Genomic DNA, 25,810 nt, shown 5'->3' on the forward strand with positions numbered 1-25,810 from the left:
AAAGGAGTTCTGGGGTAAGCCGGTCCGTGGCTGCGCCGCGGACCGGCTACAAAATGCCTTTACAAGAGCTCCTCGTGAGAGCTCAGGGGGTGGCAGGACCATTTCTGCTCATCCGGGTTCCAAACACACCAAGGCTGACCGCCGACAGCGGCGCACGCATCTTCGAAAGTCAGTTCGGTTACGCCATAATCTGAGATATCCATAGTTGTTTCCTTTCCTACAAGGCGTCAGCTGCCGCTGCCGCAACGCAGAGAATTCAAATCGCGTGCCGCGCAGCGGAGTGGCGATAGAGGCGCCAAACAGGCCTTTTTTGCCGGAGCGTATGTGAAAAGCGCGGCGGTCTCTTCGTGCCAACGTCGTCTGCTGGACATTCATGTCGCGGCGCGTATCCAGCATTCCCTTTCGTTGTGCCGACGCGCATTCCGATGTCGGCTTTCCCTCGCCGTCCCTAATTCATCTTCCGCTCGAGCCACTTCTTGATGCTGTCGCCGGCGCGTGTAGTCAGGCCAAGCCTGTTCTTTCCGGCCGTCGAGCGGTTCTTTAGTTTCAGGCAGAGCCATGCCGCAAAGTTTCTTGCCGACTTGAACCCGCGCGCATCCACGACCTTGATCGACAGCAGCTCGCAACGATCGAATCGACCCCCGAGATAGCCGGCAGCCGTTCACTCATCTCTTTACTCCGGCGGAGTTGCATGAGCTACTTGCCGACCTTTGCGATCTGGTCCTCGACGTGCGCCAGTTCTGCTGCCAGAGCGTCCACCCAGCTGCTTTGTAAAGTCGGAGACTTTGCGTCGGCCTGAATGTCGATCAGCAACCGCGAAAGCCCCTTAGGCGCGGCAAAGCCGTATTCCGCGGCGTAGCCGCGGATTGAATTGGCAAACCGGGTCCGCCTGCCGATGAACTGGTTGCGCACACGCTCCAACATTTGTGCGCCCTTGCTCGGGACTTTTGATGGGCACAAAGTTCTTACGCAGTTTCGGCCGGCTTGCCGCACGCAAATATATTGCGATCGGCATCATCGCCACTTCATGTCGGTTTGATTGCAATTCCCACGCCTAACAATGCGATGCCCGCAGGCCTCCAGAGCCACAAGCGCACGCGGCAGCGCTTGAAGAACTTCTAAACCAGCCCGCGGCTCAATTTAAGCCGCAAAACCGGCTGCTCGTTCCCATCAACGCCATGCAGCTGAAACACACTCTGGACGTATGCAAACCGACGCGAACAATCGCTTTTATGCGCCCCGACGCGTCGCACTCTGCGCCGTTCTTTGCCCAAGCCTGCCAAGCGATTTGGATTTGATCGCTCAGCTCGCCCCGCTGCTTCTTTGATGATACCGAAAGCGACCTAGTGGGGCCGCGGCGACATCCGCATTGCCGCGATGCCGAATGAACCTCTCGCGCAGCCAACCCTGAAGGCCATGGAGTCGTTTCGGGGCGTTCAGGCGACTTGAACGTTTCACCCCGCCCGCCACCACGTAGTCTTTCACCGAGATGGCTGCAGCCCAGCTGCCGCGGAATCCGCTTCAGAGCCAGCCGCACGCCCTCAGGCGCAACACGTCCGCCACGTCATCCGGCGTCTTCATCACCTGCCCCCCGTGGATCAATCCACGAGGAGCCTTCCGTGATTCGTTCCTCGTTCATTCGCTCTCTCCTCAGCTATCCAAGAAGGGGCAATTGCTCGTGACGCTGAGGGGGCATGACCTTTTGCCCCTAAGTGTTATCAAGTCCTGAGTTCGCCCCGGCTGTTGGATTTGCCCAGGTTGGGCGGTGGTAGCGACGTGAGCTGGCGGATAGCTCGAAGGCTTCCTGAAGCATGCCGTGTTCGCCCTGTTCGATTTGTCGCATTTGCAACCACAATGATGTTCGGGCGGTCTGCCGCACATTTGCTGTTTAGCATCATAAAAGCAAGGAGAGCGTTTTCTGCCGTTCCTGAGCAGTTGGCACGAGACTTGAAGTTGCTACGGGGTCGGCAGCAGTTGCTGGTCGACCACACTCACGGCTATTGAAAAGGAAACAACATGAGAAGCTATATGTCAGCTTCCGGAATTGACTCCTGAAGAAGCATGGGCAACTGCGGGAAGGAAGGTATCGCTCGGACGTGGCGCGGTTGCGGTTGGGAGGTTCGTCCCATTGAGGGCGGTGGTTGCAGCATCATTCCAATTCCTTGCCCTGAGGAGCCTAGCCCTTAATTGCAAAAGTGTCTGCAGCCTGCCTGCGGCGCCAGGCAGGCTCTTCTTCATGCCGCCCCGCGAAAGTTTCGTGCCGGACGAAAGGTCTTTGGGCGCGCCGCGGTTGAACGTTTGAGAAATTCCGTTCAACGGCTCTGTCGCGGGCGCAACGATAAGACTTCACCGGCGTGCGGGGGCTCTCAGCTGAGTGGCAGGATCGAATGCAAATCAAATACAAAGCGGCTGCTCTGGATTTGTTGTGGAGCAATCGCATGATCGCTCCACACCTCTTTTCGGGTAATCAACGAAATTGGCCGAGCAGCACCAGCGAGTGTTCCACATCTGACAAGGAGATAACAATGAAAGTCGATACGTTAGTTGGCTACCCTTAGGTGTGAAGGACAATAGCTGGCGCACCTTCCCCGTGCGTCGCTCAATCCTGATGAGTCGTTTGGCACTGCCAATCGTCGTAATCCGTGACAGGGCTGCTATGGCTGATGTAATGCTGCCTCCGGAGACGGTCTGCTACACTGCAGAGAGCATCCTATCGCGAGAATCAGGACGATCTTTGGCGATCTACAAGATAATTGTGTTGTCTGTCGTTGCGACGTTTGTGTCGCTGCCAGTCATCACCGTGACGCTGTCTGCTCAAAGTGCCGGTACCATTCGTCCCACAATCGAGAAAACTCCTCTGATAGCACCCGTCTCCGGACGAATTTCTCGTGTTCTTGCCGTCGAGAACGATCTCGTTGCACAAGGACGAGAGATCCTAGCTCTCGACGATGTGGTCATTAAGGAAAAGATCGGTGCGCTTACAGGCGAAATCCGTCTGAAGCGCGATCGTGCCAGCGACCTCCAGGCCCTGATCTCTTCCGGCGCACAGTCCGACGCCCCAGTCCGCCTCCGCTCGGAGTTCGCCACGGCCGAGCGCCTGCATTTTCTCAACCTGTTGCGGGAGAACCAATATGCCCGCAGCAACGCCGCGGCAGAACTCGAGCGCGCTCAGCGACTCGTCGCGGTTGCTGCAGCGCCCACCAAGGCGGTTGAAGAAAAGGCTTTCGCGTTGCAGAGCCTCGAGGTGAAGGGCGAGATCCTCGTCCGGAGCAAATCCGCCGAATGGAATCAGCAGCTCTTCGATACAAACCTCCGCCTTCAGGAACTCACCGCCAGCTTGCACCAACTTGAGAACGAACGCGACTTGACCCAGATTCGCGCTCCCGTGTCCGGCGCACTCGAGCAATTCAACGGCGTCACCCCAGGCAGCTACGTCCAGGCGGGGCAAACTGTCGGTTGGGTCTCGCCCGACGGCGAACTGGTGGCGGATATCTACGTTTCGCCCAAAGACATCGGCTTCGTGCAGCCTGGCCAGGCGGTGAGGCTCCAGGTCGATGCCTTCAACTACAATCAATGGGGGATGATTGACGCGACAGTGCTAGACGTCGCGCAGGACTTTACCCTGCAGGAGAAGAGCCCGGTCTTCAAGGTTCGCTGCGCGCTTTCTCGCAGTTACCTCGAGCTCACAAATGGCATCATTGGTCATCTGAAGAAAGGCATGACGGTGAGAGCCCGTTTTCTCGTGGCGGAGCGCACTCTGCTGCAACTTCTCTACAATGAGATTGACGATTGGCTCAACCCGGTCCTAGCGGCTCGTTAATTATCCATTCCAAGAAGCCGGTGAGCCGCCATGTTGGGTCAAATCATCAAAGTCAAGCAGCGCGACATCACGGATTGTGGGGCTGCCAGCCTCGCTTCCGTTGGAGCCTTCTACGGTTACAAGTTGCCATTGTCGCGCATTCGCCAGTATGCGTCGACGGACCAATCGGGCACCACCGTGTCGGGTCTTCTGCTAGCGGCTCATCAGCTGGGGTTCATTGCCAAGGGCGTCAAGGGCGGCTTCGACAGCTTGTACAAGATCCCCAAGCCGGCCATCGCGCATGTGATCATCAAGGATGTCTTGCACCACTTCGTAGTGATCCAGGCGATCGACACGAGGTGGGTCACCGTCATGGACCCCGCGTACGGCGAAATCCGCAAGCTATCGCATGAAGAATTCAAGAGGCAATGGACTGGCGTCCTGGTGCTCCTGGTTCCGGCCGACACCTTCAAGCGCCGCGATGAGACCACCTCACCTCTTCTCCGCTTCGCCCGGCTGCTTGCATCGCACAAAGCGGCGCTAACGCAGGCTCTCGTCGGCGCACTGGTAACCACCCTCCTGGGGCTGTCGACAGCCATTTACGTCCAGAAGATCGTCGACCACGTGATCACAGCGGGCAACCGCAATTTGCTCAATCTCATGAGCGTCGTGATGCTGCTGATCCTGGTGCCGCAGATCGTAATCAACCTGCTCAGAAACCGGCTAGTCCTGCAAACAGGTCAGAAGATCGATGTCTGCTTGATCCTCGGCTACTACAATCACATCCTAAGCCTACCACAAAAATTCTTCGACAGCATGCGCATGGGAGAAATCGTCTCCCGGATGAATGATGCGGTGAAAATCAGGAGCTTTCTGAACGACGTCTCGATCACCATGTTCGTCAACATGCTGGTCATACTGTTCTCGTTCGGCCTGATGTTCATCTACTCGTGGAAGATCGCCTTGGTCGTGGCTATCTCCATCCCACTATATGTCTTAGTCTATTGGACCGTTAACCGACTCAATAGGAAGCGCCAGCGCGCGATCATGGAGAATGCCGCCGAACTGGAGGCGCAATTGGTTGAATCACTCGGAGCTGTTTCCACGGTCAAGACTTTCGGCGTGGAGAGCTTCGCTTGCCTTAAGATGGAAACTCGCTTTGTCAAGACCCTGCAATCGGTCTACAGCTCCGGCCTCATCTCGATCGTCGGAGACAATGCTTCTACCTTTCTCTCAACTCTCTTCACAATCCTGCTAATGTGGTTTGGCGCGACGCTTGCTATGGATCAGGCCGTGACTCCGGGTGAGTTACTTTCCTGCTACGCACTGCTCGGCTATATCACCCGGCCTGTCGCCAACCTGATCCAAACCAACAGAATCGTTCAGGACGCGTTTATCGCGGCGGATCGCCTGTTCGAGATTTTCGACCTTGAGCCGGCACGCAGCGGCGGTATTGATGCCACCAAATCCGAGCTTGGTGATATCCGCCTGGAGAACGTCACCTTCCGCCATGGCTCGCAGCCGAAGCTCTTTGAAGATCTTAACCTCACCTTTCGTCGAGGTGAAATGACGGCCGTGGTGGGAGAAAGCGGCTCAGGCAAGAGCTCCCTTGCGGCGCTGCTGCAGAACGTCTACCCGCTCGAAAGCGGCCGCATTCGGATCGGTCCCTATGACCTTAAAGACTTCTCGACCGTATCCTTGCGTAGGGTTATTGCTTCGGTACCGCAGTCGACGGACGTATTCTCAGGCTCGCTGATCGAGAACATCGCGCTCGGCGAGTTCGAACCGGAGATCGACAGGATCATGAAGGTCTGCGATCAAACTGGGCTGCGGGAGGCGATCGAGAATTGGCCGGGAGGCTTCCAGGCCTATCTAGGCGAAAACGGCGTACGGCTCTCTGGCGGCGAAAAGCAGCGCCTTTCGTTGGCCCGAGCTCTGTATCGGGATCCGGACATCCTGATCCTTGACGAGCCTACCTCTTCTCTGGACTCCGTTGCCGAAGCCACCATTCACCAGCTCCTTGATGATTTGCGTGGCGCCGGCAAGACCATCGTGGTCATCTCTCACCGACCCAGCACCATCCGCACTGCCGAGAAGCTTGTCATGTTACACAAGGGGCGGATCGTTGCTGAAGGCAGGCATACTGATCTGCTGGGTGAAGCCGCTTACCTTCGCTTGTGGCAGACGCAAACAGGGGTCAGCTAGAGTTGCAGAATTTGCTGTGACCTCCTCCGAATGAGTGGACACCTGTAGTAGGCTCATTGAGCCCGGAGGTGTCGAATGGAACGTCAACGTCGATCATTCACCGAAGAGTACTGACCTGGCCTGGCGCGCACTGCGTGGACGCCCCTCCAATCTGCCGAGCTTCGCATCCGGGCCATGCTCGCGCGGCATCCGATACCGACAGCCAAGATCGTCCAACAATATTTCGCTCCCGTGAGCGATTGATTACGCGCGAAGAACCGGATGCGGGTAATTCGCTCGTCCGGGTCTGAGAGGAGCGGGGATGGCAACATTCCCGCCTCCAGTTGCGGTCCTTCGTTGCGGCGCGTCGTAAAGCTCGCCGCAGCGCCACGACCATTCCCTATGACGCACGAGAGGCTGCGCCAATCATCATCTTCAACGGAGCACACCTATAACCACGCCAACACCTGTAGCTGCACCGATAATGGCTCCTACTCCGGCAATTATTGCCACAATCGGCCAAAACCCTCCCGCGGTCGAAGATGATTCTTCAGGCGATAGTTCGGTTACACCGAGCTATGGCGGAATCTGGGTGATGACGGTGTGAGGAAGGCGGCGTATCGAGGCGGGTGACGAGCCTGCCAGAACCTCTCGAGGAGAGCGATACGCCATGACCGAGACTACCAATGTTCTTGCTTTCCGTCAGCCGTCCGCGGTTGATGATCCACTGACCGATATCGTTCGAGCCGGCGCGCGGGACCTGCTTGCCAGGGCGATCGAGATCGAGGTTGGCGCGTTTCTGGCCAGCACGGCCAATCTGACGCTGCCCGACGGTCGAGCGCGCCTGGTCCGACATGGGCACGGTCCGGTGCGCGAGATTGCGACCGGCATCGGTCCGGTGGAGGTCGCTCGTCCCAAGGTCCGCGACCGCGGAGCGAGCGGGCCAGGCGACCGCCTCCGCTTCAGTTCGGCAATCCTGCCGCTATGGGCGCGGCGGACGAAGAGCCTGGATGCCTTGATCCCGGTCCTCTATTTGCGCGGCATCTCGACCGGCGACTTCCAGGAGGCGCTCTCGGCGCTGCTCGGCAAGGATGCGCCGAACCTGTCGCCTTCGGTGATCGCCGGCCTGAAGGCCGATTGGCAGGTCGAGTACGAACGCTGGCAGAGACGCGATCTGTCGGCGCGTCGCTATGTCTACATCTGGGCCGATGGCGTGTACCTGCAGGCCCGCATGGAAGATCACAGCGAATGCATGCTGGTGCTGATTGGCACCACGCCGGAAGGCAAGAAGGAGCTGATCGGCTTCCAGGTCGGCGTGCGCGAGAGCGCGCAGAGCTGGCGCGAACTCCTGATCGACCTGCGGCAACGCGGGTTACGGATTGCCCCGCAACTCGCCATCGGCGACGGCGCCCTCGGCTTCTGGAAGGCACTGGACGAGGCCTTTCCCGGCACGCGGCACCAACGATGCTGGTGCCATAAAGTGAGCAACGTACTCGACAAGGTCGCCAAATCCGTGCAGGGCCCCATGAAGAACGACCTGCGGAACATCTATCTGGCCCCACACCGGGCCGAAGCTGAAACCGCGATCGACGTCTTCGTCGAGAAATACCACGTCAAATACGGACGTGCGGTGGAGTGCCTGATCAAGGATCGCCATGCGCTGCTCGCCTTCTTCGACTTCCCTGCTGAGCACTGGATCCACCTACGCAGCTCGAACCCGATCGAGAGCGTCTTCGCCACGGTGCGCCACCGAACGGTGCGGACCAAGGGATCGCTGTCGCAACAAACTGCGAAGCTGATGGTGTTCAAGCTCATCGACGCCGCATCGAAGACCTGGCGGCGATTGAAGAGCACGAACCAGTTGCCGAAAGTCATCGCCGGTGTAAAGTTCATCGACGGAATCGAAGTCATTCCGAACACTGAAAGCCACGCCGCCTGATCAGGCCGCGTCACCCAAAATCAGCCATAGCTCGGTTACACCATACGCTGACACATCCGTCTTCATTTTTTTCTCCTTTCAGTGATGCCGGTCGACCGCTCTGGCGGCCGCACGAAGGAGGACTCAAGAGTCGTGCCAACTGTGGAGTGAGAACCCAAGACTCCTCAGTCTGCCTCGTTCAGCGCCGCCTAATTGCGAGCAGGCGCGACAATCTGCACCTGTCAGTGAACGCGCCCGCTCAGCGCCTAGCTTGGCAGCCACACGTGGCTTGGCAGCCACACGTGCCGCTATAGGAACGCTCGATTGACTCGGCTCCATACGACCAAGCCCGCTTCTAGAGTTGCCGTTCAAAACGCACAGGCGCGGCAGCATCCCGCGACAGCTAGGACCACATTCGCTTTCTTGGCTTCAAGATTTAGGCAAGAGGCCGCCAGCGGCGATGGATGCCGCTAGGCCCGCCAACACTGCCACAATCGTCCACAACCAACCTCCCGAAGTTGCAGATGCTTCTTGAGGAGTTAGTTCCGTTACGCCATAGGCTGACATATCGGTCTTCATTGTTGTCTCCCTTTCTGTGTGGGCAGCAGCTATCAAAGACCGTGCCAACTACGTCAAAGAACGCTGTTCGACAGCATAATTGAATGCCTCGCTTCGGCCTTTTAGTTAGGCGCAGCAAGCTATGACAAGATGGTGGAGCCTGCCATCGCGCCGGCCTTTCGTTTCTGGGATCTGTTTTTCTTGCCCTGTTGGGTCACTCGGATTTTGTCTGCCAATCGCCAATCGCAGTTGCCTTATGCCCTGGAGCCGCACCAACAACAAATGAGGTCGCGTTTGCGACGAGAATGCTATGACTTTGACATGCGACGTAATGTTCGCGATCTACGAGATGTGAGTACCCTGCGCTGGCGGCAGCAGTTCCTGACCGCCGAATTTGCGAAAGCAAGAAGCATCAATAAGGTTCGCGAGGTGAGCTACATGCTCAAGGCGATTCATGCCCAGGAAATTCGTGAGTCGGCTGACGGAAGGCGCGGGCAGCGACGAGGATCTGCGCACCGTCAGGATCGCAAGGAGGCCGATCACATCGCGCAGAATGTCCATGAGAGAGTCTGAACAGAGTTTCCGCGTCGATAGGTGGAGCCTCTGCCGGGGTTAGGCCGCCATGCGGAGTGGCAGCGGGGTGAAGTAGGCTTGATCCGGCGTGCTGCCGTCAAGACCCGAATGGAGACGCCTGCTGTTATGGAAGTTGAGATATCGGCCGATCGAGCTGCGCGGACGCCTGCACCCTTGTGGCTGCCGAGATTATCCATGACGACAACGTCACCTTCCCGCAATTCTGGAACGAGCACCTGGTCCACATAAGCCTGGAAGGCGAGCCCGTTGATCGGCCCGTCGAGAACCATTGGCGCTACCATGCCCGACAGGCGCAGGCCTGCAACGAAGGTCGTCGTCTTCCAATGGCCGTGCGGGATGGAGGCCCGCAGCCGCTGGCCACGGGGCGCACGCCCGCGCATGCGCGCCGTGTTGGTCGACGCCCATGTCTCGTCAATGAAGATGGGCTTGGCAGGATCGAGGCCAATCTGGCCGTCGCTCCACTCTTCCCGCTTCTTCAGGACGTCCGGCCGCTCTTGCTCAGTGGCATATACGGTCTTTTTTTGAGCGTGATCTTCCGACGCTGGAAGAAGCGTGACAACGCGGAGACGCTGAAGGTGTGTCCATCGGCGGCGAGCGCCGCCTTCAGTTCCTCAGAACGTGTTGTCGGGCTTGGCCGCTATCAGTGCGAGGATGCGCTCAGCCTGCCCTTCGATCGCCCGCGAACGTCGATCGCCGCCCTGTGGCTTCGGCGTCACCTCACCTGTCCTTCGAGCTTGCGCCACCCACCGGATCGCGCTCGACACGCCCACTCGAAAGTGCGCCGCAGCCTCTCGACACGACATGCCGCCCGCGACGGCAGCGACCACACGCTTGCGCAAATCAATAGAAAGAGCTAGCGCCATACCTTGCCAGCCTCCTTCGCCAGCAGGCACCTTGAATCAAAACCGGCCTGATTTGGGAATCTGGAGGGTTCTGTGAGGTCGCGCAGACGTGAACGTACGGCAGACGCCTGTGACGCGACCTCATTGAAGCCGGATTGAACGAAGGCGCGGAAGGGTGGGCACGGTGGTGAGGCTATGGGGATTGTTCGAGATCGCAAGCAGCTATCGGCAGACTGTGTATCTGAAGCGGAGACGTGCTGGTTGCGCATCGGCGGCAATTTGAGACCGGGAGCGTTTTGCAGGTGGTCGCGATCGATGGGCCGCTACATTGAATGGTTGTCGTCGCGCGGTGTGAGCGCACGGCTTCGACAGCGTCGGCGATGATCGAGACGCTGGGAATGATGATCGTCGTGCAGGGCACGAACTGGCTCACGATGTGTCGCATCGGAACGGTGGGGTTCGAGGGTTGGAGCGGCTGCAGCTGTGTCGAAAGCGCTCGATGATGCGCATGACGCCACCACAATCAGGACAGGCGGGAACCTTGGCCGACGTCAGAGCGTCCGAATCCACAGGCGATGGCTCGCCATCGTTTGGCGCTGTCCGCTCACGATCGAGAAGTTTGCGGCAAAGGGCTAGTTTGGCAGCGCAATGACCGTTGCCCATGAAGCCGAAGTGGCGGATGCGATGGAAGCCATCGGGCAGCGTGTGAAGAAGGAAGCGGCGGATGAACTCGTCGGGCTTGAGCTTCATGATCTTTGTCGCGCTGTTCTGGCGGTAGTCCTTCCATGAGAAGGTGACTTGATCGTCGTCGAGGGCGACGAGCCGGCTGTTGGAGATGGCGACGCGATGGGTGTAGCGGCCGAGATAGGCCAGCACCTGTGCGGGCCCGCCGAAGGGCCGCTTGGCGTAAACAACCCAGTTGATGCGTCGCATGGCGTCGAGATGGGCCGCAAAGGCAGCCGGCTCGGCCAGAGCTCCGAGATCGCCGAAGAAACGCAAGGCACCGGAGTTGAAGGCTGCCGACAGACGTTTGAGAAAAAGTGTGCGAAATAGTCTGGACAGCGGTTTGACGGCCAAGAAGAAGTTCGGTCGGCAAGCAATCCAGCGCGCGCCATCGGGCGAGAGGCCGCCACCCGGAACGACGCAATGGACGTAGGGATGATGCATCAGCGCCTGTCCCCAGGTGGGGAGGACGGCGACGCCGCCGATCGCACCGCCGAGCCGGCGTGGATTGGCGGCGAGCGTCGTCATCGCCTCGGCGGCAGCCTTGAACAGGATGGCATAGACGACAGCCTTGTTCTGGAAAGCGATCGGTGCGGGAAGTGTAAAGACGACGTGGAAATAGGGAACCGGAAGCAGGTCAGCTTGACGCGCGGCGAGCCACGCGGCTCGGGCTCTCCCCTGACACTTCGGACAGTGCCGGTTGCGGCAAGTAATGGGTGATGCCCATTACTTGCCTTATGGGCAAAGCCAGTAATGGGGAGCTGGCGGCAATTTGATCGCGCTCCTGCACCAATCACCGCCAACCCCGCTCTCCATTACGAGGTACGCCTGAGGAGTTCGATCAGCTGGTCGGTGGGCTGGAAGACGCCGCGCCGCAGGTGGGGCGGCACGATCGCCTCCATCGCATCGAGCTTCTCGGTTGGATCGCCGCGCGTGTAGACCTCGGTGGTCGTCAGCGTAGCGTGGCCCAGCCACAGCGACACCTTCCGGATGTCCCGGGTCGCTTGCAGAACGACCATCGCGCAGGTGTGCCTGAGCACGTGGGGCGAGACGCGTTTCTTGGCGAGACCGGGCTGCTTGCGAGCCGCAGTCGCGGCGTGCTGCCTGAGCAGATAGGCAAAGCCCCATCGGCTCAGCGGCTCACCACGGGCGTTGACGAACACCTCGGGTGTCGCGACCTGCCCGCGGATGGCCAGCCAGGCACGCAGTGCAGCAGCCGCCGGCTTCCACAACGGCAGCGTCCGCTCCCGGCGTCCCTTGCCGAGCACGCAGATGCTCATCGAAGGCAGGTCGATGTCATCGACCTTGAGGCCCGTCAGTTCGGAGACGCGCAGCCCTGCGCAGACGGCCACGTGCAGCATTGCGCGATCGCGGATGCCATCGCGTGTCGCCGGATCGGGAGCGTCGAGCACGGCTTTGAGCTCTTCGCGCAGAAGGTAGGGTACCAGGCGCGTGTCAGTTTTCTTGAACGGGATCGCCAGTACACGGCGGATCTGCTCGAGCGCCGCCGGCTGCCGGTACTCGAGGAAGCGGAAGAACGACTTGATCGCCGCCAGGCGAACGTTGCGCGTCACGGCCGCGTTTTTGCGCTCGTCCTCAAGATGCTCAAGGAAGGCGCTGACGAGCCCGGCATCGATCTGTTCGAGCGTCAGCGCCGAAGGTTTGACCTTGAGCCGGTCGGCGGCGAACACGAACAGCAGCTGGAAGCTCGAGGCATAGGAGTCCCTCGTGTGCTGGCTGGCGCCCCGCTGGCAAGCGAGTGTGTCGCGCAGGAACGTCTCGATGAGGGGAGCGATCGGCGTCATGCTGACCTCCCTTCGGAGATGAACGCTTCGCCGGCCATGGCGACATCGCGCAAGAGGTCGGGCGTGGCCTCGAGATACCAGTAGGTCGCATAGATGTTGACGTGACCCATGTAGGTCGCGAGTGCCGCCATGTGCGCCCCGCACCGGCCCCGGCCGGTAGGGCTGCCTTGCAGCGCGCGCACCGCAAACGTGTGCCGTAGATCGTGCAGGCGAGGACGGCGAGCCGACGTCGATCTGATGCCAACCTTGTCGACCAGCCTGTCGAAGGTCTCCTTGACGGCAATGTAGCGTAGCGGCCGACCGGGCTTGTCGATGAAGACCGGATCATCGTCTGAGCCGAGCCCGCGACGTGCCAGGTATCGCTGCAAGCCGGCAACCGCCGTGTCGTGCAGCGGCACCAGTCGGGTCTTGCGGAACTTGGTCTCGCGGATCAGCAGACCGTCGCGGGTCACGTCCGCGATCGTCAGCTTCAGGGCTTCGGAGATCCTGAGCCCGGTGGATGAGAGCAGCGCGATCAAGGTCGCTTGCGTGTGCGGGCGTGCGCGTTTCGCGGGATCGTGAGCGCGGATTTCAGGGGATCGTGAGCAGAGATTTCAGACGATCGTGAGCAACGATTTCGCGGGATCGTGAGCAAGGCTTTCGGAGCCTTGCAGCGCTTCGGCCGACAACTCAACCGGCTTAGGGATGACCTCGTGGTTAACGAGGAAGTCCAATGCCTACCCAGAGATTGTCGATGCGCCGGATCAAGGAAGTCCTTCGGTTAAAACATTTTCAAGGCCTGCCAGAGCGGGCCATCGCGCGGAGCGTGGGCGTCAGCAACGGCGTTGTGCACAGCTACCTGAGCCGCGCCCGCTCTGCTGGGTTGAGCTGGCCGCTTCCGGAGGGAATGACCGATGAAGACCTGGAGCTTTTGCTTTTCCCGGCCCCACGACCAGCGTCTCAGAGCCCGCAGCGGCCGGTGCCCGACTGGAGCTACATCGATAAAGAGCTCCGCCGGCGCAACGTAACCCGTCGCCTGCTCTGGGAGGAGTATCGCGCCGTTAATCCCGACGGTTTCGGGTACACGTGGTTCTGCACTACCTACGAGGCCTGGAAGGGGCGGGTCCGACCTTCGATGCGGCAGATTCATCTGGGCGGCGAGAAGGTGTTCGTGGATTTCGCCGGCGACACCATCGACATCGTCGATCCGCTGACCGGGGAAGTGCAGCCGATGAAGCTGTTCGTCGCGGCGATGGGCGCTTCGAACTACACCTACGCCGAGGCCTGCCCCAGCGAGAGCTTGGCCGACTGGATCCGGGCCCACGTCAACTTGTTCACGTTTTTGAGCGGAACGCCGACGTTCGTGGTCTGCGACAACCTCAAAGCCGCCGTCAGCAACCCCGACCGCTACGATCCCGGCCTCAATCGCACTTATGCCGAGATGGCGAGCCATTACGGCACGGCCATTCTCGCCGCACGGCCGCGGCGCCCAAAAGACAAGGCGAAGGTCGAGGTCGCGGTGCAAATCGCCCAGCGCTGGATTCTGGCCCGGCTGCGCAATCAGCGCTTCTTTTCCCGGGCCGAGCTCAACGCCGCCATCAAGACACTCGTCGACGAACTCAATGCTCGTCAAATGCGTGGCTTCGGCTCAAGCCGCGCCGAACTGTTTGCCGAACTCGACAAACCCAAGCTAACCCCGCTGCCAGATCAGCCTTATGCCTTCGCACGCTGGAAGCGCTGCCGCCTCGCTCCCGATTATCATGTCGAGGTCGACGGCCATTGGTACTCCGCGCCGTATCGTCTGATTGGCGAGCTGGTCGATGCCCGTATCGACGATCGGACGGTCGAGATCTTCCACAAGGGCCAGCGGATCGCCAGCCATGCCCGCGCGCCCAACCGACGCGGACACACCACCATCGCCGACCACATGCCGAGCGCCCATCGCCGCTACGGCAAATGGACCCCCGCCGCGGTGATCGCCGCCGGCGAGCGGATCGGTCCTTCGACAGCAGCGTTTTTCCAGGCCGTGATCGACGCCCGGCCCCATCCAGAACAAGGCTTTCGAACCTGCCTTGGCATTCTGGCGCTCGTCAAAAGCTACGGCGCCGAACGCCTCGACGCAGCCTGCCGGAGGGGCATCCTCATCAAGGCGCGCTCCGTCGCCTCGATTAGATCGATCCTCCAGAACGGCCTCGATCGCACGTTCTTCGACGAATCTTTCGAGCACCAGCCCCTGCGCCACGGCAATATCCGCGGACGCGACTACTTCCACTGAAGCAAGGAGAGACCCGGCATGCTTAACCACCCAACCCACGAACGGCTGATCGAGCTTGGCCTGACCGGAATGGCCAAGGCCTTCGAGGAGCAGCGCCGATCGCCCGATCTCGAAGCCCTGCCGTTCGAAGATCGCATCGGCCTGTTGGTCGACCGCGAAGCCGCCGAACGCGACACCAGGCGGCTCACCACGCGCCTCAAGATCGCCGCACTGCGCCAGACTGCTTGCGTCGAGGACGTCGATCTGCGCACCCCGCGGGGCATCGACCGCGCCGTTTTCGCCAAACTCGTCGAAGGTCGCTGGATCGATCGCCACGAGAATTTGCTCGTCACCGGGGCAACCGGCCTGGGCAAAAGTTGGTTAGCCTGCGCGCTCGGCCACAAGGCCTGCCGCGACAACCGATCAGTCCTCTATCATCGCGTTCCAAGGCTGTTCGAGGCGCTCGCGCTCGCGCGCGGAGACGGACGTTACGCTCGGCTCCTCAAAAGCCTCGGCCGCGCTCAGCTTCTGATTTTGGATGATTGGGGACTATCGGTGCTCACCGCCGCGGAACGCCGCGATCTGCTCGAAATCCTCGAGGACCGCCATGGCCGCGCATCCACCATCGTCACAAGTCAGCTCCCCGTGGACACCTGGCATGGAGCCATTGGGGACCCCACGGTCGCCGACGCCATTCTCGATCGCCTCGTCCACAACGCCCACCGCCTCCAGCTCACCGGAGAAAGCATGCGAAAACGCAGCGCCAAAACCATCACCCTTGACGGCCAACCAGAACACTGACTCTATCTCCCATCGGCCGTAGCGGGCTGCTCACGATCGTCTGAATTCAGTGCTCACGATCGCGCGAAATCGATGCTCACGATCCGTGAAATCCGCATGCGGGCGCAAGCCGCGCGTTGGCCGAAGCCGCAGCGCAGCTTCGACCAGCCGACTAATCTCGTCTGTCGTGTAGATGTGCGGCGTGCGACGCTTCTTGCGGGCGCCGAAGTGATTTGCCGGCGGCAGCTCGTGCCCGACTTCCTCCACCCGGACATGGCGTACGAAGCGACAGACGGCTCTGAGCCGTGCATCGCGTTGCGCGACGGATGGTCCGAGCGCGGCCCAGTCGATCGCTGTTTTTGTCTCGACGTACGTTTGTCCGCGCTCGGCCGCGAAGGCGGCAAAGCTCTTCAGCAGGTGCTCCGCGGTCGACATCGCGAAGCCCGTGGTGCGGCGGAGCGCGAGATAGGTCTCGATGGCGTCGAGCATCAGAGCGCCTCCGGCCAAGGCTGAGCAACCTGCTTCAGCAGCGCGACGTCGGCCTTTGCGTAATAGGCCGTCGTGTCGATGCCGCGATGCCGAAGGACGAGGCCGATCTTGTCGAGCGGCACGCCATGGCGCAGCATCTCGGTCGCCGCGGTGTGCCGCAGAGTGTGGGCCCCTTTGACCGGCGCCACAATGTCGGCCCGCTTCATGATACGCTTGACCACCGACGAGATGCCGTCGCCTCGTCGGAATGGCCGGCTCGGCGCGATCGTGCGCAGGAACAAGACATCGTTCCGGCCGGTAGACGGCCGGCATTCGAGGTAGGCGGCGATCGCATCCCCGACGTCTTGCGGTAGCGGCAGCCGGACCTCGTAGCGCGACTTGCCGCAGACCCGTAGCGATCCCGTTTGCCACTCAATATCCGCGAGACGCAGTTGCGCCACGTCACCGGCCCGCAGGCCGAGGCGCACCAACAAAAGTACGATCGCACGATCACGCCGGCGCCCACCGACGTCGCCGTCACAGACAGCGATCAGCCGGTCGACCTGCTCGGTCGACAGATACCGGGGCATGTCGGCAAGCTGCCAATGAGCGTAGGCTGGAACGGCGCCGTCGAGACCTGCCTGACAACGGCCTGCGACTGCGAGATACCGCAGGAAGGCCCGCAGGCTCGTTGTCATCTTCTCGATCGTGCCACTCCCGCTATTGCTCGCCCGCTCCAGGAAGTAACTGCGGACATCGTTCGGCCTCCAGCCGTCCGGGTCAGATCGAAGATGCATCATCAGGCCCGCGGCGTCGCGGGCGTAGAGCCTGATGGTGGCATCGGATGCGCCGCGATGCTTGCGCAGCCACGTTTTGAAGTCGGCGACCAGCTGCGGCTCGGCGGGTGCTGCCGCCACCGCGGACCGGCAAAGGCCGAGCTCGACGAGGTGCCGACGAAAGAGCCTGGCACCGTAGATGGTGTGGTGGTTGCGCCGGCCGCCTTTGGCGCGTGGACACCGGCAAGTGCGCAGGTGCTCGCCGAACGCGGCGAGATCAACGTCCGTCAGGCCCGCGCCTTGCTCGGCCATAACATGACCGATGTGAGCCGCCGCTCGCAAATAGCGTACCGCTGTCTCGGGGCCATAGCCCTGCCGCTCCAGCGCCGCTGCAAACCCGTCAAGGTAAGGCCCGCTCGGCCCACTGCGCAGATGCCCCAGCATCTTCGCTGCCGAGAAGTACGTCTCCAACATGTCCGTCTCCGTATGTGACCGGCCATCAGTGGCCGACCCAACGGGGCCGCACGAGCGACTTGTAATGGAGAGCTCGAGAGCGGCAATCCACAAGAAAATACGGTGATCGCGATTGGCAGCTCCCCATTACTGGCTTTGCCCATACGGCAGGAATTATAGGCAACGCGTGTCGTGCCGCAGTCGTCGCAAGCCTCCATGTGGCCGCCGAGCGCCTCGGTCCGGCACGCAACGATCGCGCTCATCACGCGCCGCTCGACCCGCCCCAGATGACCGGCATGTACACGGCGATAGGCGTCGCCATGCCGGCGCAGAATATCGGCAATCTCGATGGCGGGCCTGTTGCCGCGGCTGTCGGGGCGGATCATCACCCGCATCCCGCCGCGGATCATCTAGGTGGCGTCACCTCCAGCGACAGGCGATCGAGCGGGCTCTGCGTCGCCCGGATCGTATCGGTGGCGACCTGCGTGTAGCGCGCTGTCGACGACAAATTATTGTGCCCGAGCAAGACCTGGATGATCCGGATATCGGTTCCGTTCTCGAGAAGATGCGTCGCGAAGCTGTGGCGCAGCGTGTGGAGCGTGACGCGCTTGGTCAGGCCCGCAGCCTTCACCGCCGACCGACAGGCGGCGTGCAACACGGTCTGATCGATCGGATGATCTTCGTCACGACCAGGGAACAGATAAAGCCGCGGCCGGGCGAGCCGCCAGTAGGTGCGCAGGATGCCCAGCAGCTGGGGCGACAGCATCACGTTGCTATCCTTCGCCCCCTTGCCGTGGCGCACCTGGATGACGCCACGGGCGCTGTCGATGTCTTCGATCCGCAGTCCCGCAACCTCCGAGGCCCTGAGCCCGGCCGCATAGGCGGTGGTGAGCGCGGCGCGGCTCTTCAGGCTCGATACCGCTTCAAGAAACTGAACCACTTCGTCGGCGCTGAGCACGACCGGCAGCTTGCGCGGTTCTCGCGCATAGGGAATGCGCTCCGGGATGAGCGCCTCGCCGAGCGTGACACCGTAGAAAAACCGTAGCGCGCAGACGATCTGGTTCAGCGCCGGCCATGAAATGCCGGTCGAGACCAGATGCACCTGGAAGGCGCGGACGTCTTCCAGCTCTAACCGGTCAGGTGATCGGCCAAAATAGCGGCTGAACTTCGAAACAGCGCTGATGTAGGATCGCTGCGTCGCTGGCGACAGATTGCGGACGGTCATGTCTTCGATCATGCGACGGCGAAGAGGGCTCAAATCGGCCATCTCGATACTCCTGTCTGAGGGGGTGGGCTCCAACACCCACATCCTCTCAGCCAGGAGGCGATCTACGCCACCTTGCCCCTTACGCCGCGGCAGCGGCTTCGTTCAATCCCAAACGATTCAATCCGGTCGGGAACCGCTCTAACAACGCCGCTGGGCGCACCCGCCAAGGACATCGGGGAAGGTTCATTAAGGCGCCCTATCTGCGAGTTCGGGTAGCCGAGTCCGCTGAGATGGTGCCCTCACGCCGACCGTGCTAAGGATCGAAGGGTGGCGCCACTCAAGAGTGCCAGCACTGATAAGGTTTCAGCTATTTCCTTATCAGTCGGCGACTGACTCCGTTTTGTTAGATTCCTTATCAGTCCGCAGACTGACCGCGATTGTGCAATTACCTTATCCGTTGATCAAAGGCGTCTGCAGCCAAATCTTATCAGCTGGCGGGATAGTTCCATTGGTCGGTCTGCACAAATAGCAAGACCAATGACTTCGCTCGCAAGCAATTCCGACCTCCATCAATTCGATGACCCGCTCAAGTTAAACCCTCTGCTAAGCGTGCCTGCAAATCCGCTCCCACCCGTTTGAAACCGAGTAGCCGAGCGACTGTTTTGATAAGCTCCTCGTTTTCGCCCCCGCCGTTGTCCTCACGGGCTATCTTAAACGCGGCTTGTATTTCCAGAATAGAGATGCATGCAGCCTTGAGAGTTGCACCGCTTTCGGCAGAGCGGTCGCGAACCGGAGGCGCATCCGACTGACCTCTTGTGTACCAGAATTGTCCATCGGTAAGTAGATCGGCACTCCCTTTTCGGGCGACTGACAACGCGGATTCTGTCGCAGTTAATATTCGCGATCCCGCCTTTTCCTTGCCAAAGCAGGAGGCCACGCGCCGAGCGATCTCTTCCACATGAATCGGACCCTCGGCGTCCACGATCTTTCGGGCCAAATTCGCGAGCACAGAAACGGGCGCCTCGTGCGGCTCGTTCGAAGTGCTGACGCGAAAGACCGCCCGCTGATATGCAGGCATCTGCCGAACGACGACCTCGGGAACTAAGATTGGCGCGGCTTCGATTTCGGTTGGCTCGGCCGATCGCCCCTGATTTTCGCCCTCGACTCGCAGCCCTTTGTCAGAACTCTCCCGTGCATCCAGGAGCGCTTTGCGCAGTCGCTCTATCTCAAAGTGACGATTATAAAACCAGTCGGTACTCCAAATTCGATGAAACCGCCAACCGAGGTGCTCGAGCACGTCCTGACGTAAACGGTCCCGTTCCCTGGCCCACAGAGCACTATGGTACGTCGCACCATCACACTCGACGGCCAGGATATAGCTACCCGGCTTATCAGGGTGACGAATACCCAGATCGATTCGGAAACCAGCAGATCCGACCTGCGCATCTGCGAGGAAGCCATACCCCCGCACAACATCAGCAACATCTTCTTCGAAAGGCGAATCTGCATCGAGGCCAGTCGGCGCGTCTTCGTCCAGACGACCATTCTTCGCAAAATCAAGAAAGCGCTTGAGGATTCGCGGGCCTTCTTTTGAGGTGCGATTCAAATCAATGTCGCCGGGATCGAAGGATGCAAACACCTCGCAGCGGATCCTAGCACGAGTGAACAGTACATTGAGTCGTCGTTCGCCGCCTTCTCCGTTAACCGGGCCGAACGACATGCTGTTCAACCTTCCGCCGGCTATAGCGGGGCCATAGCCAACACTAACGAGAATGACGTCGCGCTCGTCGCCCTGCACGTTCTCGATGTTCTTGACAAAAAGATCTTCCGATTGCCCCTCGCGCAGAAATTGATCTAGCGTGGTGTCTTGGCGACGACGAAGCTCGAGTAACTCTGTTATGAGGTTTCGCTGCGCAAACGAGAACGTGACCACTCCGAGGGAATGCGTTGGATTTTCTCTCGCGTGCTCCGCTATTCGATCGACAATGGACTCGCCTTCTTTGCGGTTATCCCGCTTTCCGCCCTTGTCGTAAACCCCATCGACCCGGGTAAAGCACAGGCCGTAGGCCGGATCTTTCTGTAGGGGGGACGGCGGCAGAACGAGGTCGCTGTCATAGAACTCTCGATTCGAAACTTCGATAAGCGATGGATCACGTGATCGATAATGCCATTTCAGCATTCTACCTGCGAAGCCGCGCGCCTCGCAAAGAGTGAGGATACTCTCCATACTGCCAATTGTTGCCGCGCCTTCCAGCAAGTCCGGGCCGACGTATTCATTGTCGCCTTCCTTGTCATCCTCTTCGTCCGCCAAAACCCGATCGAAGAAGGAGGATGGCGGAAGCTGCTTCTTGTCACCCACCACCACAATTTGCGTAGCTCGTGCGATCGCTCCAAGCGCGTCCTCTGGGCGAACTTGCGAAGCCTCATCGATGACCAGAAGGTCAAACGAGATCGTGCCCGGCGGCAAGTATTGAGCGACCGATATTGGGCTCATCAACAAGACGGGTTTAATACGTTGTATTGCTGTGCCGGCCTTTTCGACCAATCGTCGCAGTGCCATATGGCTGCGCTTTTTCCCAATCTCGCCACGTAGGACTTTCATCTCCCCCATGGCGCCTTGAGGTACCTGCGCGAGGTGGCCGGCTAGAATCGTGGTTACATTGTCCTTGAGCTGCTGACGCTCTAGCGTCGCGAAGGTGTCAACCAGATCATGGCGCCGTTCCAGGCCAATCTCGCGGAGGTCGGCGTTTTGCTCAAGAGCGCCCTTCCAAAGGCGTTCGGCACGGGCGTAACGTAGCTCGATTGCTGCTGCAGCTCCATCGAGCTCGCCAGATCGCATCCGCTCCTCAAGGCTGGACAATCCCGCAGACACAAGCGCCTGCCGACGCCGGGCGAGTTGGGTCCACGCCGCATATCGATTAGTCGAAGCAGCCATAGCTCCAAAGCGCGCAGCGACAGCGTTGAGTTCGGTGTGCTCAAGACCTAGATCACCGAAACTGCCAAGATCAAGATCGAGCAGTTTCACAATGGCTTGCAACGCCGAGCGTGCTGCTTGCGCCGCCTCTCGCAATGCCCGTAGCATCGCAGTTAGGGCGTCAACCTGAGCGGCTAGTGCGATCGACTTGTCCGAACGCACGGAGATTGGGGCTTTGGAGAGCCTCTCACACCATTCGGCGACGGCAACCAATTTCCTAAAGTCGGATTTTTCTCCGCGCCAGGCATCACCGAGAATACGACCGCAATATTCTCGATCGTCTTCCCATTCCGATCTCAGCGAAGTCACTGCGGTCAGTTGGTCGATCCGCGCAACTCTCTCGGTCGCGGTTTTGGGTAAGCCTCCACGCAACAGGCCGGCAAGTTCTCGTGATGCGCCACGGTAGCGGCCACCCCAGCGGGCAAAGAACGAACGAATACCCGCCGCCAGCGGAGCACGGAGATGGTTAGAAGAAGCGCTGAAGGCGGTTTCGACAAATGCTTCTAACGCTTGGTCGAGCGCATGCCGCCACGCCATGCCGGCACGCAGGGCTTGGTGAAGGCGAGGAATGTCCGGTGCGTCGAGCACCTTCTGCGCAATGTCGGCCGCGTTAAGGGGCAATCCTTCGAGGCGCCCTAGTACATCGGCCAGCGGAGCAACAACGTCGAAGGCTGCGGTGTTAGGCAACGCAAGCGCGTCGACGGGCATGCGCAGTGACTTTGCAAGCGAGGTCACGGCGACTTGAGCTTCAGTCAGCGAAATTGTCAGTCGAGCTAAGTCCACCGGCTGAAGATGAAGATTGCCCGTGCCCTCGAAGGGATGCGAGGCTGTTCGGCCCTCTTCCGCGAGGAGCGCGCCATATTCTTCGATCGTCGCTAGCAAATCGATCTCTTGCTGCCGCGACATTGAATGCAGGCTTTCGACCTCCAGAGTTGGGGGCGACATGCCTTTCCCAATAAACTGAGATTGCCGACCAAGCACGCTATAGGCCGTCTCTCCCGTAGCTCCGATTGGGCGATGTAACGCTTCTGCAAGACTGTTCAGTCGATCGCGGCCTTCTCTCAAAGCCGTTGGCGCTCCCGGCACTCCGGGCACGACGCTAGCCTGCGACAAGGTGCGCGCCAGTTCGCCAAGGACTGCTTTCTTATTTGCACTTCTCGAATGTAGCTCAAGACATATATCACGTAGCCCGACCTTCACGAGCCGATCGTTCACCACAGTGAGCGCAGCCATCTTTTCGGCAAGGAACAGGACTCGCTTACCTTCCTTGGCCGCAGCCGCAATAATGTTCGTGATTGTCTGAGACTTGCCTGTTCCAGGTGGCCCTTGAACGACCAGGTTCCGTCCTGACCGCACCTCCTCGATCACCTTAGCTTGCGACGCATCCGCATCGACAACATGGAAAAGCTTTTCTGGCGGCAGGACCTCGTCCAACTTGTCATTTGAGGTAAATAGCGGCTCCTCGGGTTCAAAGCCTTCGTAGAGTAGACCACGAGTAAGCGCATGGGCTGCCAGTGCGTCGTCGGGCCACGCCTCGATGGCCAGGTCACGATACATCAGTAGCTTACTGAAGCTGAAAAATCCCAACTGCATAGCATCGGGGTCGAGCTTCCAGCGTTCCCGCGACCTGGTCACCTGTTGCACTTCGGTAAAATAGTCGGACGGCTTCCAGTCTTCTTCGATTTCTAGCTCGGGAAGCTCGATTCCGAAGTCGTCTCTCAACCGCTGCTGGAGCGGCAGATTTGTGAGAGCGTCTTCGTCTCGCACTCGCAGGTCGAATGTCGAAGTCCTCGCGTTGCGCACGAGTTCGACGGGAAGGAGAACGAGCGGTGCTTCACGTGGTAAGCTCGACGCCTTGTCCTCGTACCAGGTCAGGAAGCCCATCGCGAGGTACAGGACATTGACGCCGGATTCCTCCTCCGCAGTTTGGGCTTCCCGCGCTATCTTCAACAGCTTCTTCTGCAGCGCGTCGGGACCGAGCCGCGTCTCAAGCCATGAATCGGTGCGGCGATCTTCTTCGGACCGTTGCCCGATAACGTTAGCGAGGACGACTTCGCCGCTATCCTCGACCTTGTCCTTCCCGAGCGCGAAAAAGCGCATGGTCTTGCCACCAGAAAGCAAGGCATGAACATCATCGGAATGCTCGTTGACGATATTCAGTACGTTACCGCGCGTGTTAGCGCGATTGACGTGAATAAGGCGATTGCGGGTCCCTGTCTCGACCAACCTGCGCCGCGTATCATCAAACAGCCTTGTAACAGCCGATCTAGCTTCCTGATCCACGCCTTTCGGCCGCGTGCCGATGCTCGCCAATCTAACCGTCCCCCGCGAGCCACTCTGGAAATTGGTCTGACGCGTTAGGGCTCATCTCCGCCGCGCCGCAGATTTTGAGCTGGTCAGGATGGCTGCGGGTGCTCCGATCGCTTTGCGCTCGCCATACCCCGTCCCGACCCCAGCTCCTCTTCTGGTTGTGAATGATTATAGCGAGAAATGAGGCGCGTCATCTCCCTTCCGCGGTACTTAGACAAAAGGCGATTGTGGACAAAGTCCCAAGGCCCACGTATCCGGGATGCTACGAACGTCTATGCTCGAGTGCCGCTCGAAATTCGCGACAATGCTACATCTGACCGAATGGATCGAGCGCTCGTACAGGCTAAGCGATGATGCAAGTTCCTCGCATGAAACCTTCACTCAAGTCTCTTTGCCGGTGCTCCAGTGGTTGAAGATCGCGACGGCCTTGCAACAAATGTTAGGCGCTCAACGTGAGCCCAAATTACCGCAGTTCGTCCGCACCCCGGTCCGCCCCGGACGCCGACAGGATAGCATACTAACACCGCGCCGCGGGCCTATTGCGGTGCACCTCGGTCCAAACGGACATTTACTCCGCGGCTTCAGCTGCCGAAGCTTTAAGCTCCGCAAATTTCGTCGCCATCGTCGGATTTCCACGTGTCAGCTTCTTGATCGTCACGTCCTGGGCCTTGTCGTTCGCGAGGCGAAGGTTGCGGTCCGCACCGATTAGCGCGTCCTTCGTCTTCTGCAGATGGTCGATAGACTTGTCGATCTCGGCAATCGCCGTCTGGTAGTGCCTGGAGGCCAGATCGTAGTTCTTCGAGAACGCGGTCTTGAACGTCTCAAGCTGGTTTTCAAACTGGGTGATGTCGATATTCTGCGCCTTCACGAGCGCCAGCTCGGTCTTGTACTTGAGCGAGTTGATCGCCGCATTCCGAAGAAGCGTAATCATCGACAGGAAGAACTGCGGCCGGATGACATACATTTTCGGATAGCGGTGGAAGACGTCGACGATGCCGGCGTTGTAAAGTTCGTTGTCCGGCTCAAGCAATGAGACCAGGATGGCATACTCGCAGCCCTTCTCGTTCCGGTCCCGATCGAGCTCCTTGAGGAAGTCCTCATTCTTGCTCTTCGTTGCGGTTCTGTCGCTTTCGTTTTTCATCTCGAACATGATCGAGATGATCTCGGTCCCGGCATCATCCGAGTCCCGGAAGATGTAATCGCCCTTGCTGCCGGTCCGCGCATCGTTGTCCTTCTCGAAGTACGCCCGCGGAAAGGCCATCGACCGCACGCGGTTGAACTCGGTCTCGCAGTGCTGCTCGAGGGTCTCGCCCACCATTTTGGTGGACAAGCGGGCCTTCAGATCTTTTAGGCGCTCGATCGCGTCGTCGCGATCCTTGATCTGCGTCTCGTACTTGTCCTTCAGTGACTTCTCCGAGAGCTGTTTTTCAAGCTGGACCTGCTTGATGCCGTTCCTCAGCTCATCGCGCTCCTTCTCGATGACGCCAACCGCCTCAGTCACTGCAAACTTCTTCTCAAGCTCAACAGCCTGGACCTTGGCCTTCAGCTCCTGGATTTCCTTTTCCTTGGCGGCGGTGATCTTGTGCTGCTCGCTCGCCAAAAGCGCTTCAGCGAGCTCCGAGGCCGCCTTCTTTTCACGCTCGGACTCAGCTAGCGCGTTTGCGAGCCGGTCGCGCTCCTTCTCGACAGCACTGAGCGCTTCGGTCACGGCAAGCTTCTGCGAAACCTCACTCCCTTCAAGCTTGGATTTTAATTCCAGGATCTCGGCGTCCTTGGCGGCTGCAATCTTCTGCAGATCATTGCTCACCCGGGCCTTTGCCAATTCCACAGCGTTCTGCTTGTCGCGCTCGGCCAGTTCCAAACGTTCGTGCAGTTGTTCTGCGAAATCGGCGTCGCGGACCTGCTTCAGGATATCCGCGTAACCGGACTCATCGACCTTAAAGGCCTTGTCACAATGGGGACAGATGATCTCGTGCATGGTTCCTGTCCGGATCAGGGCGGCTGCTGTGGTCGTTCATAGGCGACGCCGCGGCTCGCAGAATCGGCCTCGGCCCCATTGAGAACAAAATTAGAACATGTAATTTCAGTGGGTCAAGCCGGAAGCCGCGGTCTTGGGCGTTTTTGGCTGAGAATCCCCCGATTTTCAATGTGGGAAGGCCGGTGATCCAGAGCGGACCGCTTACCCG

16 protein-coding genes and 4 pseudogenes are annotated in these 25,810 nt (G+C 59.8%); 5 read left to right on the top strand and 15 right to left on the bottom strand.

What is annotated here, in order from left to right:
• Nucleotides 1-448: 448 nt before the first annotated feature.
• Both J4G43_RS55845 and J4G43_RS05160 read right to left on the bottom strand, forming a co-directional pair.
• On the bottom strand, nucleotides 449-601 hold the full coding sequence (locus J4G43_RS55845) for a transposase (RefSeq protein ID WP_018273892.1): 153 nt from the start codon (nucleotides 599-601) through the stop codon (nucleotides 449-451).
• A gap of 95 nt (nucleotides 602-696) precedes the next feature.
• Entirely contained in the window at nucleotides 697-924 is a 228-nt protein-coding gene (locus J4G43_RS05160) for a hypothetical protein (RefSeq protein ID WP_018273891.1), read from the bottom strand.
• Between the two features lie 1,810 nt (nucleotides 925-2,734).
• Here J4G43_RS05160 and J4G43_RS05165 point away from each other — a divergent pair.
• The 3 genes from J4G43_RS05165 (at nucleotide 2,735) to J4G43_RS05175 (ending at nucleotide 7,922) form a co-directional block, all read left to right on the top strand.
• Nucleotides 2,735-3,820 carry an HlyD family secretion protein gene (locus J4G43_RS05165; RefSeq protein ID WP_018273889.1) on the top strand — a complete coding sequence of 362 codons (1,086 nt, stop codon included), beginning with the start codon at nucleotides 2,735-2,737 and terminating at the stop codon, nucleotides 3,818-3,820.
• Nucleotides 3,821-3,850: 30 nt separating this feature from the next.
• Nucleotides 3,851-6,004 carry a peptidase domain-containing ABC transporter gene (locus J4G43_RS05170; RefSeq protein WP_018273888.1) on the top strand — a complete coding sequence of 718 codons (2,154 nt, stop codon included), beginning with the start codon at nucleotides 3,851-3,853 and terminating at the stop codon, nucleotides 6,002-6,004.
• 649 nt (nucleotides 6,005-6,653) lie between these two features.
• A complete protein-coding gene (locus J4G43_RS05175) occupies nucleotides 6,654-7,922 on the top strand; it encodes an IS256 family transposase (RefSeq protein WP_038952271.1) in 1,269 nt (422 codons plus the stop codon).
• 408 nt (nucleotides 7,923-8,330) lie between these two features.
• On the opposite strand, the gene J4G43_RS05180 is transcribed toward J4G43_RS05175, so the two are convergent.
• The 7 genes and pseudogenes from J4G43_RS05180 to J4G43_RS05210 all read right to left on the bottom strand — a co-directional run bounded on the left by J4G43_RS05180 (nucleotide 8,331) and on the right by J4G43_RS05210 (nucleotide 12,941).
• Nucleotides 8,331-8,480: a hypothetical protein gene (locus J4G43_RS05180; protein WP_155258805.1), complete on the bottom strand. Its 150-nt coding sequence runs from the start codon at nucleotides 8,478-8,480 to the stop codon at nucleotides 8,331-8,333.
• A 321-nt stretch (nucleotides 8,481-8,801) separates the two neighbouring features.
• Entirely contained in the window at nucleotides 8,802-9,020 is a 219-nt protein-coding gene (locus tag J4G43_RS05185) for a hypothetical protein (protein ID WP_038945717.1), read from the bottom strand.
• 51 nt (nucleotides 9,021-9,071) lie between these two features.
• Nucleotides 9,072-9,191, bottom strand: a pseudogene (locus J4G43_RS05190) (IS3 family transposase); the annotation flags it as partial.
• Nucleotides 9,188-9,916 (bottom strand): annotated as a pseudogene (locus J4G43_RS05195) (IS630 family transposase); the annotation flags it as partial. The pseudogenes J4G43_RS05190 and J4G43_RS05195, both read right to left, overlap by 4 nt.
• Nucleotides 9,917-10,324: 408 nt before the next feature.
• Nucleotides 10,325-11,329, bottom strand: a pseudogene (locus tag J4G43_RS05200) (IS91 family transposase); the annotation flags it as partial.
• Between the two features lie 104 nt (nucleotides 11,330-11,433).
• A complete protein-coding gene (locus J4G43_RS05205) occupies nucleotides 11,434-12,423 on the bottom strand; it encodes a tyrosine-type recombinase/integrase (RefSeq protein ID WP_028153990.1) in 990 nt (329 codons plus the stop codon).
• On the bottom strand, nucleotides 12,420-12,941 hold the full coding sequence (locus tag J4G43_RS05210) for a tyrosine-type recombinase/integrase (protein WP_249814746.1): 522 nt from the start codon (nucleotides 12,939-12,941) through the stop codon (nucleotides 12,420-12,422). The genes J4G43_RS05205 and J4G43_RS05210 overlap by 4 nt, the downstream gene beginning before the upstream one ends.
• Before the next feature lie 194 nt (nucleotides 12,942-13,135).
• Between J4G43_RS05210 and istA the strand changes: the two genes are divergently transcribed.
• On the top strand, nucleotides 13,136-14,677 hold the full coding sequence (gene istA / locus J4G43_RS05215; RefSeq protein WP_060907903.1) for an IS21-like element ISFK1 family transposase: 1,542 nt from the start codon (nucleotides 13,136-13,138) through the stop codon (nucleotides 14,675-14,677).
• 18 nt (nucleotides 14,678-14,695) lie between these two features.
• A complete protein-coding gene (gene istB / locus J4G43_RS05220) occupies nucleotides 14,696-15,457 on the top strand; it encodes an IS21-like element ISFK1 family helper ATPase IstB (protein ID WP_011090937.1) in 762 nt (253 codons plus the stop codon).
• A gap of 30 nt (nucleotides 15,458-15,487) precedes the next feature.
• Here the strand turns inward: istB and J4G43_RS05225 are convergent, their stop codons facing one another.
• The 6 genes and pseudogenes from J4G43_RS05225 to J4G43_RS05250 form a co-directional block, all read right to left on the bottom strand.
• A complete protein-coding gene (locus tag J4G43_RS05225; RefSeq protein ID WP_225004624.1) occupies nucleotides 15,488-15,925 on the bottom strand; it encodes a hypothetical protein in 438 nt (145 codons plus the stop codon).
• Nucleotides 15,925-17,154 carry a tyrosine-type recombinase/integrase gene (locus J4G43_RS05230; protein ID WP_225004627.1) on the bottom strand — a complete coding sequence of 410 codons (1,230 nt, stop codon included), beginning with the start codon at nucleotides 17,152-17,154 and terminating at the stop codon, nucleotides 15,925-15,927. The genes J4G43_RS05225 and J4G43_RS05230 overlap by 1 nt, the downstream gene beginning before the upstream one ends.
• 143 nt (nucleotides 17,155-17,297) lie before the next feature.
• Nucleotides 17,298-17,519, bottom strand: a pseudogene (locus J4G43_RS05235) (transposase zinc-binding domain-containing protein); the annotation flags it as partial.
• Nucleotides 17,520-17,539: 20 nt separating this feature from the next.
• Nucleotides 17,540-18,400, bottom strand: coding sequence for a tyrosine-type recombinase/integrase (locus tag J4G43_RS05240; protein ID WP_208084206.1), 861 nt, complete (start codon nucleotides 18,398-18,400; stop codon nucleotides 17,540-17,542).
• Nucleotides 18,401-18,926: 526 nt separating this feature from the next.
• A complete protein-coding gene (locus J4G43_RS05245) occupies nucleotides 18,927-23,627 on the bottom strand; it encodes a DUF3320 domain-containing protein (RefSeq protein ID WP_208084207.1) in 4,701 nt (1,566 codons plus the stop codon).
• Between the two features lie 565 nt (nucleotides 23,628-24,192).
• On the bottom strand, nucleotides 24,193-25,602 hold the full coding sequence (locus tag J4G43_RS05250) for a DUF2130 domain-containing protein (RefSeq protein ID WP_038945093.1): 1,410 nt from the start codon (nucleotides 25,600-25,602) through the stop codon (nucleotides 24,193-24,195).
• Nucleotides 25,603-25,810: the final 208 nt, after the last annotated feature.

Origin of the sequence: Bradyrhizobium barranii subsp. barranii (assembly GCF_017565645.3) — a bacterium.
GTDB lineage: Bacteria > Pseudomonadota > Alphaproteobacteria > Rhizobiales > Xanthobacteraceae > Bradyrhizobium > Bradyrhizobium barranii.